The following is a 10,190-nucleotide window of genomic DNA, read 5'->3' on the forward strand; positions in this document are numbered from 1 at the left end:
GGTTGTGCCGGGGCGGGCAGCATGCGGGTGGTCGGGCGTGGGGGGGTCTTGCGCGCGGGGGGGCTTCGGGCGCCCCCGCACGAACAGCGGTGACTGGCCCCCCGCCCCGGTCTCCCGCCCGGCGCGCGCCATTCGCAAAATCAGGCTGCCTTGCTCAGAGATCCAGCGGACGACTTGCCAGTGCGGCGGTCCTGCTCGATCTCGAAGTTGATCTTCTGGCCTTCAACCAGGGTCGACAGTCCAGCACGCTCGACTGCGGAGATGTGAACGAAAACGTCCGCGCCGCCGCTGTCAGGCTGAATGAAGCCGAAACCCTTGGTGGAATTAAACCACTTGACCGTACCTGTTGCCATTTCGATAGTCCTTTACGTTTGCTTTAGTTTGACTGGACCGAAATCCAGCCGGTTTGTATCGAGATTTTGGAGATAGAACGTCAGCAAACGCGAAGATCGCGAGGCCCGGATCGATCGGCCGAAATATCAATGGACGGCATATAATATGCTTTCGCGCAAAAAACAAGACGGGGCGGAAAATGGCGCCGCGGCAACGCTGCCCAACGGCCGCCCCAATCGCGTGAGAGCGTCGTCGCTGCGCGCCTGACCCGGGAGGATCGCGCCGGCTTCGGGCGCGACCGGGTTTTGGGGAGAGGGGCCATGAAAATCGTTCTGCTTGCCGCTTGCCTGACGCTGGTGGCCGCCGAGGCGCAGGCGAGCTCGCGCTACGACCCGACCCGCATGAGCTGCGGCAAGGTGCAGGCGACGATCGCGCGCGAGGGTGCGGTCATCCTGCGCTACAGATCGGCGCGCGTGCCGGGGCTGGCGCTCTACGACCGTTACGTGCGGAGCCAGCAATTCTGCGAGATCGGCGAGGTCAGGGCGCGGGCCTCGGTTCCGAGCGCCGACACGAATTCCTGCACCGTCTACAAATGCAAGCGGGTGGAGATCGACCGGCGTTTTCGCCGGCGCCTGCTTCCGGATTAGAGTGGGACGAAATGGTGCGCCGGGTGCCGGCCTCGCCTGAATATCAGCACCCCTAAAACCCGAACGACACCTGCGCCGGGGGCGGCGGGCCGACGCGCACGCCTTCCATGGCCAGCATCTTTTCCTTGGTGGCTGAGCCGCCAGGGGCGGAAAAGCCGCCGATCTTGCCGCCGGCGGCAAGGATGCGATGGCAAGGGATGACCAGCGGCACCGGGTTGGCGCCGAGTGCGGCGCCCGTCTCACGCGCCAGCCCGGCATGGCCGGCGCGTTTGGCCAGTTCGCCATAGGTGGTGGTTTCGCCGAAGGCGAGTTTTCGCGCCGCGTCATAGATCGCCAGGCGGAACTCGTCGACGCCGCTGAGATCGACCGGCACGCCGGAGAAATCGATATCCTCGCCGGCGGCGTAGGCCTTGATCGACGCAATCAGCTCGGCAACCCATTGCGGTTCGGGCTTCGCTGCTTGGTCGGCGGCGGCATGGCGCAGCAGCCGGCGCTCGACCGTGTCGCGGTTGCGCTGCGGCAGGCAGAGCCGGGTCAGCCCGGCATCGCTCCAGGCGATACCCATGAAGCCGAGCACGGTTTCGAAGAGCGCGTGGCCGGCGGTGGCATGAGAGGCGTGCATGGCGTGCTCCTTTCCGGAATCCTTCGAAGTACAAATCCAGAACAATATCGCATTTCGCGGCCCGGCTCGCCACCCGAAAACCACCGGCTACCGCGGATTGCCCGAGGAAAGATGCTGGTGTAAGGACTTCTTAACACCCGACGAACCGGACCCGAGCGCCGCTTGCCAGCAAAATTCCTCTTTCCCGTCCTTGCGGCGGTGTTGGCCGTGGCCGCTCTCAGCGGTTGCACCTCGACTTCGCCGGCGACCCCGGCGCCAGCCTTCAGCGAAAATACGGCCAATACCGATGCCGGCTTTACGCTCGCGCTGCCCGACACGGTTTCGGTGCTGCCGGAACCATCCGGCGTGGTCCAGACGGCGGCGCTGCCGATCGAGCCGGCCGCCGCGTTTGCCGGGCCGACGCCGCTGGCGGCAACTACCCCCGCCGTCATGACCACCAATGCCCAGCCAGCCATCGCGACGGCCGCTGTCGCCATGCCGGTCACCGAACAGACCGCTGCCATGCCCGGCGTTCAACCCGTCTCCTATGTCGTGCCGCAGAACCCGGTCGCTCTGGCCGCGACCAGCCCCACCGAGGGGCAGTCGAACGCCGGCGGCCGCAGCGAGATCGAGCGCCTGATCGAGAAATATTCCGCGCTTTACCAGGTGCCGGTCGATCTGGTGCGCCATGTCGTCAACCGCGAGAGCACCTTCAACCCGAAAGCCTACAATCACGGCCATTGGGGGTTGATGCAGATCAAGCACGCGACGGCGCGCGGCATGGGCTATGACGGGCCGGCAAGCGGCCTGTTCGATGCCGAGACCAACCTAAAATATGCGGTGAAATATCTGCGCGGCGCCTGGCTGGTCAGCGGCGGCAACCCCAAGCGCGCCGACCGGCTCTACCAGAGCGGCTATTATTACGACGCCAAGCGCAAGGGGATGCTGGGCGAAACCGGCCTCGGCAGCGAAAGCCTGCGCCGCCGCATGCAGCCCGATGCCTGAGCCGCGCCCGCCGGCGCCAAACGACATCCGCCTGCGCAAGATTCTGGACGACACGCTTGTTCCGCCGCGCTGGCCCGAGGGCTTCGTCATGCGCGCCTTCGAAGCCGCCGATGCACTCGCTTTGCATACGCTGTTGACCGCGGTGTTCGACGACGGCGCCGACGGGCCGTTCGACGAATGGTGGCCACGCATTTCGGCCGACGCGGAATTCGACCCAGCTTTATGTTTCCTGGTCATCGACGGCAAGGGCCGGCTGGCGGGCGCGGCGCTCTGCTGGACGCGGGCGTTCGTCAAGGATCTTGCCGTCCACCCCGAGGCGCGCGGCAAGGGCATCGCCGAGGCACTGATGCGGCACGCGTTTGCGGTGTTTCAGGCAAGGGGCGCGGCACATGTCGACCTCAAGACCAACACGGTCGAGAACGCCGCCGCCGTCCGGCTCTACGAACGGTTGGGGATGTTCGAAGTCGACTGGGCGGGGTGAGGCGGGGCAAAGCTGGCTTCGGGTAAGTGTGTTGATATTCAGCTGAGGCTGCGACGCTCAAAGGTACGGCATGGATCCTAGGGTCTCCGCGACGTCGCTGCGCTCCTGCTCCGCCCTAGGATGACGAAGGGCACAGTGGCATAAAGGCCAATCGCGGACGTTGGAGATTGGCTGGAACCCTACCAGCGCTTCGTCATCCTAGGGCGGAGCGAACGCGAAGCGAGAGCGCAGACCCTAGGATCCATGCCGTTGCCATGGCTGTGGAGCGCAGCGAACCAAAAGGCCCTCATGTGATTTGACGCTGCCGCGCGCTGACCTACCCTCTAATGCCGGAACCGGGGAGACGAGCGATGCAGTCACCTTTCAACCGGAGCGTCATGCTGGCAGCGGCGGTGATGCTTGCCGCCGCCACCGCAGCCTATGCCCATCACGGCTGGTCGTGGACGCAGGACGGATTTTTCGAACTCAAGGGCAAGATCACGGCCATCTATATCGGCAACCCGCACGCCACGCTGGATGTCGACGCGAAGGGAGAGGCCTGGCGGGTGGAGATGGCGACGCCGTCCCGCACGATCGCCGCCGGCTTCACCGAGGTTGCCAAGGTTGGCGACGAGGTGACCGCGATCGGTCATCGCTCGCGCGATGAGAGCGAAAAGCGCATGAAGGCAGTCCGCATCATCGTCGGCGGCAAGACCTATGACGTCTATCCCGACCGCGTGCCGCCGGCCTGAATGGACGGGTTTTTCGCCGGCATCGAGCAACTCGCTTTGGTGCGGGGACTGAAGGCTTCCTTCGTCGCCTACCCAATCGTCAACGCGCTCCACATCATGGCGATCGGCGTGCTGCTGACCAGCGTCTGGCTCATGGACCTCAGGATCCTGGGCGCCTTCCGCTCGCTGCCGCAGGCGGCGTTCGTGGCGCTGCTGCGCCGTACCGCATTTGCCGCGTTCGGCGGTGCGCTGGTCACGGGCTCGCTGCTGTTTTCAGTCAGGGCGAGCGCGTATGCGGCGATGCCGATCTTCCTCGCCAAGATGACGCTCATCCTGCTTGCCGGCGCCAACTTCCTTGTCTTCGTGCGCCGCGCAAAAGGCGGTCAGGAACCGGCCGGCGGGGCCGTCACGATCCTGGCTGTGCTTTCGCTGGTGCTGTGGACGTCCGTGTTGTTTGCGGGGCGGTTTATTGGTTTTCTTTGAGTCGGCACGTTGACCTCGGATTTCCTGTTGAGCAGCAGTTGCTGGGCCAACGCGAGCATTCGTGTAGCATTGACCTTGCTAATCTCTTCTGCACGCTGCTAGTTTGATTTCTGCGGGCTATTCCAGTCGACAAATCTGAGGGGGGAAAATGGCTGAGTCGGTAGTACTTGATGCTATGATCAAGCGAGATGATTTCGCTATCACAAACACGGCGCCGTCCTCGGGAGAGCCGATAAAGACTCTCTCAATTGAAACACTGAGTTCTAGTGGGATGCTGGTTCCGCTGCTTAGGAAGCCAGATTTTCAACGTGAGACCAATCATTGGTCGCCGATTCAAGTTGTATCATTTCTAGAAAGTTTTTTGGACAACGAGCTCATACCCTCAATAATATTGTGGAGATCTACCCAGTTCGTTTTTGTTATTGATGGCGGGCATCGACTAAGTGCCCTTAGAGCGTGGATCGACGATGATTACGGCGATGGACCAAATTCTATTGGGTATTATTCGAATGAAATTAACAGTGCGCAACGCAGAATTGCGAAAAAAGCAAGGGATATGGTGGAGTTGAAGATCGGTAAATATTCATTACTACGAGACGCTTTGATCAAACCTGAAAATCATCCCGAGCAGCGCGTTGTTCGTGCGAGGAATATGGCGACCAGATCACTCTCTCTGCAATGGGTAGAGGGTGATGCAGACAAGGCTGAAACTTCATTTTTCAAAATAAATACGCAAGGAACTCCCTTGGACGATGCGGAGGAAACGCTACTCCGAAATCGCAATCGTTCGATCGCAATCGCCGCTCGCTCAATTATTCGAGCGGCCACTGGTCATAAATACTGGTCAAAATTCTTAGACGATAATCGAGCTAAGATCGAAACGTCGGCTAAGAAATTGCACTCTCTGTTCTTCAATCCAGAAGTAAATCAGCCTATAAAGACCTTAGATTTACCTCTTGGCGGCACAAGATCGCCGATACAATCTTTAGACATGCTTATGAATCTGATTTCGCTAACGAACGCAGATCAGGGCACAATTCGGCGACCGCTTGGTGAATTTCCTGAAGACCCAGATGGAAGTGAGACCGTCAAGGTTTTGGAGACATGCAGCAGGATAGCTGCGAGATTAACGGGTACCGGGCCTAGCAGCCTAGGACTTCATCCCGCTGTGTATTTTTATACGGAGCGCGGGCGACATCTTCCGGACCTGCTCCTTGGTTTTCTGCTTTTGTGCAGGAACAAGCTCCAGAGTAATGATCCCACGTTCTTTCGGAAATTTACCGAGAATCGCAAGAAGATTGAAGATTTTCTAATTGAAAATAAAGCGATAATTACGCAAGCGTTGCAGATAGTGAGAAGTAAAAATCGCGTTGAGAAAGTATCTGATCTATTCAATTACCTCATACAATCCTACGACGAAGGGAAAAATCCGACAGACAATGAAATTATTGCTGTCATCGCGCCAAATTCAGTTTCGAAGATTTTGTCCATAACCCAAGGAGCCGATGGAGAGCGATTTTCCGATGATGCAAAGAGCGCAATATTCATTCGGCAAGCCCTGAAAAACGCCATGAAGTGCCCAATTTGCCATGGCTATCTAGATCCAGCGAAATCAAGTTCGTATGATCACGTGGTACGAGTGCAAGATGGTGGCAAGGGGGGTGATCTAAATGGTCAGATAACCCATCCTTACTGTAATACAGCTATGAAAAATTGATGTAGTTGATCAGCTGCCAACGTCAGTTCTCTCGGCTAGACGCCTCTCTACGAGAGTTATCGGTCGCTGCCATTGGTTCGCTTTTCGGTAAGGCCAAATCACAACTGATGGATGAGGCAGCGATGGACATAACGAGAGATCAACGCGATGCATGGTCGAGGCGGGCTGAAAATCGTGAATGGGAAGCAATTATTGCTCCTCACTACAAGGCACCTAATGGCTTTGTGAACCTCGAGGCGCTTCATGAGATTGCGCGGCTCAATGGACTGATGGATACAGGTTCCAAATACGACCAATTGAATGCTGGGCAGATTGCAATGAATGTTAGAAACCGGCTTCGAGTCCTGTGGAAGCAAGGGATATTAAAAGTACCACGTTAGAAGGTACCGTCAGTTATGTGACTTTCTCCAGAAGATGGGTGGAACTGCCCCTCATCCGCTTGCCGGCACCTTCCCGTTGCACGGGGAGAAGAGATCTAATCGCCTAGGCAAAATACTCCTGCAGCGGCCGTACTTCCAAACTCCCCGCCTTCAACGCAGCAATCGCCTCGGCCACCGCAGCCGCCCCCGATAGCGTCGTGTAATACGGCACTTTCTGCATCAGCGTCGCTCTGCGCAGCGACTTCGAGTCCGACACCGCCTTCTGGCCGTCCGTGGTGTTGAAGACGATCTGCACCTGGCGGTTGCGGATGGCGTCCTCGATGTGCGGGCGGCCTTCCAGCACCTTGTTTATCTTCTCGGCGACGACGCCGTTTTCGGCGAGGAAGCGCTGCGTGCCTGAGGTTGCCAGAACCTTGAAGCCTTGGCCGGCGAGGCGCTTGACCGCCGGCAATATGCCTTTCTTGTCCTCGTCGCGCACCGAGACGAACAGCGTGCCCGCGCGGGGGAGATCGACACCCGCCCCGAGCTGGCTCTTGGCGAAGGCGAGCGCGAAGTCGCGGTCGAGGCCCATGACCTCGCCGGTCGAGCGCATTTCCGGGCCGAGCAGGATGTCGACGCCGGGGAAGCGGGCGAAGGGGAATACCGCTTCCTTGACCGCGATGTGGCCGGGATTGCGCGGGTCGGGCATGGCGCCGTAATGGGCGAAGGCGTCTTCCAGGCTCTCGCCGGCCATGATGCGGGCGGCGATTTTCGCGATCGGCCGGCCGATGGTCTTGGCGACGAAAGGCACGGTACGCGACGCGCGCGGGTTGACCTCCAGCACATAGACCGTGCCGTCCTTGATCGCATATTGCACGTTCATGAGGCCGCCGACATTGAGCGCGCGGGCAAGCGCTGCCGTCTGGCGCTCCAGCTCGTCGACCAGCTCGGAAGGCAGCGAATGCACCGGCAGCGAGCAGGCGCTGTCACCGGAATGGATGCCGGCCTCCTCGATATGCTCCAATATGCCGGAGACGTAGGTCGACTTGCCGTCGCAAAGGCAATCGACGTCGACCTCGATGGCGCCCGACAGATAGGTGTCGAACAAAAGCGGGTTCTTGCCGAGCAGCGTGTTGATCTGGCCGGTCTTGTCGTTGGGGTATTTCTGCTTGATGTCCTCCGGTACCAGGCCGGGCACGGTGTCGAGCAGATAGGATTGCAGCATGCTCTCGTCGTGGATGATCTGCATGGCGCGGCCGCCGAGCACGTACGACGGGCGCACCACCAGCGGGAAGCCGAGCTCGCCGGCGACGAGGCGGGCCTGCTCGACCGAATAGGCAATGCCGTTCTTCGGCTGGCTGAGGCCGAGCTTGTGCAGCAGCTTCTGGAAGCGGTCGCGGTCCTCGGCCAGATCGATCATGTCGGGCGAGGTGCCGAGGATCGGGATGCCGGCCTTCTCCAGCGCATCCGCCAGCTTCAGCGGCGTCTGGCCGCCGAACTGGACGATGACGCCGACCAGCTCGCCCGACGCCTGCTCGGCGCGCAGGATCTCCAGCACGTCCTCCGGCGTCAGCGGCTCGAAATAGAGCCGGTCGGAGGTGTCGTAGTCGGTCGAGACGGTTTCGGGATTGCAGTTGATCATGATCGCCTCGAAGCCGGCGTCGCGCAGCGCAAAGGCGGCATGGCAGCAGCAATAGTCGAACTCGATGCCCTGACCGATGCGGTTGGGGCCGCCGCCGAGGATGACGACCTTTTTCCGGGATGAGACCTGCGCCTCGTTGGCCAGCGCGCCAGCGAACGGGACCTCATAGGTCGAATACATGTAGGCGGTGGGCGAAGCAAACTCGGCGGCGCAGGTGTCGATGCGCTTGTAAACCGGATGAACGTCGAGCTTGTCGCGTATCTTCTGGACCTCTTCGACGTCCTTCCTGACCAGGGATGCTAGGCGGGCATCGGAGAAACCCATCGCCTTCAGCATGCGCAGATTGGCGGCGTCCTCGGGGATGCCGTGCTCGCGGATGCGCGCCTCCATGTCGAGAATGCCGGCGATCTGTTCGAGGAACCACGGGTCGATCTTGCACATCGCGTGCACGTCTTCCAGAGAGGTGCCCATGCGGATCGCTTGCGCCACCATGCGCAGCCGGTCCGGCGTCGGCGTGCCCAAGGCGGCGCGGATGGCGTTGCGGTCGTCGACGTGGCTGGCAGCTGTCGTCCCATGGCCGATGCCGGGGATCTCGATTTCGTCCAGACCGGTCAGGCCGGTCTCCAGCCCGCGCAGCGCCTTCTGCAGCGATTCCTGGAAGGTGCGGCCGATGGCCATGACCTCGCCGACCGATTTCATCGAGGTGGTCAGCACTGGCTCGGCGCCGGGAAACTTCTCGAAGGCAAAGCGCGGGATTTTTGTCACGACATAGTCGATGCTCGGCTCGAACGAGGCCGGCGTTGCTCCGCCGGTGATGTCGTTCTCGAGCTCGTCCAGCGTGTAGCCGACGGCGAGCTTGGCGGCGATCTTGGCGATCGGAAAACCGGTCGCCTTGGAGGCCAGCGCCGACGAGCGCGAGACGCGCGGGTTCATCTCGATCACCACCAGGCGGCCGTCGGCCGGGTTGACGGCGAACTGGACGTTGGAGCCGCCGGTCTCGACGCCGATCTCGCGCAGCACCGCGATCGAGGCGTTGCGCATCATCTGGTATTCCTTGTCGGTCAGCGTGAGCGCTGGGGCGACGGTGATCGAGTCGCCCGTATGCACGCCCATCGGGTCGATGTTCTCGATCGAGCAGACGATGATGCAGTTGTCGGCTTTGTCGCGGACAACCTCCATCTCATACTCCTTCCAGCCGAGTACGCTCTCCTCGATCAGCACTTCGGTGGTCGGCGAGGCGTCGAGGCCGGACTGGACGATCTCGAAGAATTCGGCGCGGTTGTAGGCGATGCCGCCGCCGGTGCCGCCCATGGTGAAGGAGGGGCGGATAATTGCGGGCAGGCCGACATGGTCGAGCGCTTGTGCTGCAATCGCCATGGCATGGCTGATATAGCGCTGCTTGCGGTCGCCTTCGCCGAGGTTCCAGCGCGTTTCCAGAGCGTCGAGCGCGGCGTCGAGATTTTCGGGCTTTTCCGCCTTCAACTCGGCGCGTTCGGCCTCGTGCGTCTTGCGGTCGGCATTCTTGACGTCGGTGGCGTTGGCCAGCATCGACTTCGGCGTTTCCAGGCCGATCTTGTTCATCGCCTCGCGAAACAAAGCGCGGTCCTCGGCCTTGTCGATTGCGGTGGCGTCGGCGCCGATCATCTCGACCTGATAGCGGTCGAGCACGCCCATGCGGCGCAGCGACAAAGCGGTGTTGAGCGCGGTCTGGCCGCCCATGGTCGGCAGCAGCGCGTCCGGCCGCTCCTTGGCGATGATCTTGGCCACCACTTCGGGCGTGATCGGCTCGATGTACGTGGCGTCGGCCAGTTCCGGATCGGTCATGATGGTGGCCGGATTGGAATTGACCAGGATAACGCGAAAACCCTCTTCCTTCAGCGCCTTGCAGGCCTGGGTGCCGGAATAGTCGAATTCGCAGGCCTGGCCGATGACGATGGGGCCGGCCCCGATGATCAGGATCGACTTGATGTCGGTGCGTCTTGGCATATCGAGGGTCCGTTCGGCAGGCGGCTTGCACGAAAAACCGGACGGGAAGACCCGGCCGGTTGTGCTCGCGATTCTGGTATCAGGCTAGGAGGGCCTTATAGGGAAGAGTTTTGCCGGATGTAACCCCCTAAAATGCGGGTAGGGGAGTAGGGGAGTAGGGGAGTAGGGGAGTAGGGGAGTAGGGCAGTAGGGCAGTAGGGCAGTAGGGCAGTAGGGCAGTAGGGCA

10 protein-coding genes are annotated in these 10,190 nt (G+C 60.9%); 7 read left to right on the forward strand and 3 right to left on the reverse strand.

The window, feature by feature from the left end; translation table 11 throughout:
• Positions 1-140 precede the first annotated feature (140 nt).
• Entirely contained in the window at positions 141-353 is a 213-nt protein-coding gene (locus tag NKH16_RS34180) for a cold-shock protein (RefSeq protein WP_023678332.1), read from the reverse strand.
• A 300-nt stretch (positions 354-653) separates the two neighbouring features.
• Between NKH16_RS34180 and NKH16_RS34185 the strand changes: the two genes are divergently transcribed.
• A complete protein-coding gene (locus tag NKH16_RS34185) occupies positions 654-980 on the forward strand; it encodes a hypothetical protein (protein ID WP_352749514.1) in 327 nt (108 codons plus the stop codon).
• A gap of 52 nt (positions 981-1,032) precedes the next feature.
• Here NKH16_RS34185 and NKH16_RS34190 read toward each other — a convergent pair whose 3' ends face one another.
• On the reverse strand, positions 1,033-1,602 hold the full coding sequence (locus tag NKH16_RS34190; RefSeq protein ID WP_352749513.1) for a methylated-DNA--[protein]-cysteine S-methyltransferase: 570 nt from the start codon (positions 1,600-1,602) through the stop codon (positions 1,033-1,035).
• Between the two features lie 162 nt (positions 1,603-1,764).
• Here NKH16_RS34190 and NKH16_RS34195 point away from each other — a divergent pair, with 162 nt between their 5' ends.
• From NKH16_RS34195 to NKH16_RS34220, 6 genes are all read left to right on the forward strand, one after another.
• Positions 1,765-2,586, forward strand: coding sequence for a transglycosylase SLT domain-containing protein (locus tag NKH16_RS34195; RefSeq protein WP_352749511.1), 822 nt, complete (start codon positions 1,765-1,767; stop codon positions 2,584-2,586).
• On the forward strand, positions 2,579-3,067 hold the full coding sequence (locus tag NKH16_RS34200; protein ID WP_352453885.1) for a GNAT family N-acetyltransferase: 489 nt from the start codon (positions 2,579-2,581) through the stop codon (positions 3,065-3,067). The genes NKH16_RS34195 and NKH16_RS34200 overlap by 8 nt, the downstream gene beginning before the upstream one ends.
• A 350-nt stretch (positions 3,068-3,417) precedes the next feature.
• A complete protein-coding gene (locus NKH16_RS34205) occupies positions 3,418-3,798 on the forward strand; it encodes a DUF6152 family protein (RefSeq protein WP_352749508.1) in 381 nt (126 codons plus the stop codon).
• Positions 3,799-4,260, forward strand: coding sequence for a DUF6644 family protein (locus NKH16_RS34210; protein WP_352450699.1), 462 nt, complete (start codon positions 3,799-3,801; stop codon positions 4,258-4,260).
• A 148-nt stretch (positions 4,261-4,408) separates the two neighbouring features.
• Positions 4,409-5,977, forward strand: coding sequence for a DUF262 domain-containing protein (locus NKH16_RS34215; protein ID WP_352821956.1), 1,569 nt, complete (start codon positions 4,409-4,411; stop codon positions 5,975-5,977).
• 107 nt (positions 5,978-6,084) lie between these two features.
• A complete protein-coding gene (locus tag NKH16_RS34220; protein WP_352749503.1) occupies positions 6,085-6,357 on the forward strand; it encodes a hypothetical protein in 273 nt (90 codons plus the stop codon).
• Between the two features lie 103 nt (positions 6,358-6,460).
• Here the strand turns inward: NKH16_RS34220 and carB are convergent, their stop codons facing one another.
• Entirely contained in the window at positions 6,461-9,964 is a 3,504-nt protein-coding gene (carB, locus tag NKH16_RS34225) for a carbamoyl-phosphate synthase large subunit (RefSeq protein WP_352450702.1), read from the reverse strand.
• Between the last annotated feature and the right edge of the window lie 226 nt (positions 9,965-10,190).

The organism is Mesorhizobium sp. M1307, assembly GCF_040318155.1.
Lineage (GTDB): Bacteria > Pseudomonadota > Alphaproteobacteria > Rhizobiales > Rhizobiaceae > Mesorhizobium.

What these genes read in the sequence shown, in the direction of transcription:
- NKH16_RS34180 (WP_023678332.1), bottom strand. Translation starts at nt 353, where the DNA reads ATGGCAACAGGTACGGTCAAGTGGTTTAATTCCACCAAGGGTTTCGGC.
- NKH16_RS34185 (WP_352749514.1), top strand. Translation starts at nt 654, where the DNA reads ATGAAAATCGTTCTGCTTGCCGCTTGCCTGACGCTGGTGGCCGCCGAG.
- NKH16_RS34190 (WP_352749513.1), bottom strand. Translation starts at nt 1,602, where the DNA reads ATGCACGCCTCTCATGCCACCGCCGGCCACGCGCTCTTCGAAACCGTG.
- NKH16_RS34200 (WP_352453885.1), top strand. Translation starts at nt 2,579, where the DNA reads ATGCCTGAGCCGCGCCCGCCGGCGCCAAACGACATCCGCCTGCGCAAG.
- NKH16_RS34205 (WP_352749508.1), top strand. Translation starts at nt 3,418, where the DNA reads ATGCAGTCACCTTTCAACCGGAGCGTCATGCTGGCAGCGGCGGTGATG.
- NKH16_RS34210 (WP_352450699.1), top strand. Translation starts at nt 3,799, where the DNA reads ATGGACGGGTTTTTCGCCGGCATCGAGCAACTCGCTTTGGTGCGGGGA.
- NKH16_RS34215 (WP_352821956.1), top strand. Translation starts at nt 4,409, where the DNA reads ATGGCTGAGTCGGTAGTACTTGATGCTATGATCAAGCGAGATGATTTC.
- NKH16_RS34220 (WP_352749503.1), top strand. Translation starts at nt 6,085, where the DNA reads ATGGATGAGGCAGCGATGGACATAACGAGAGATCAACGCGATGCATGG.
- carB (WP_352450702.1), bottom strand. Translation starts at nt 9,964, where the DNA reads ATGCCAAGACGCACCGACATCAAGTCGATCCTGATCATCGGGGCCGGC.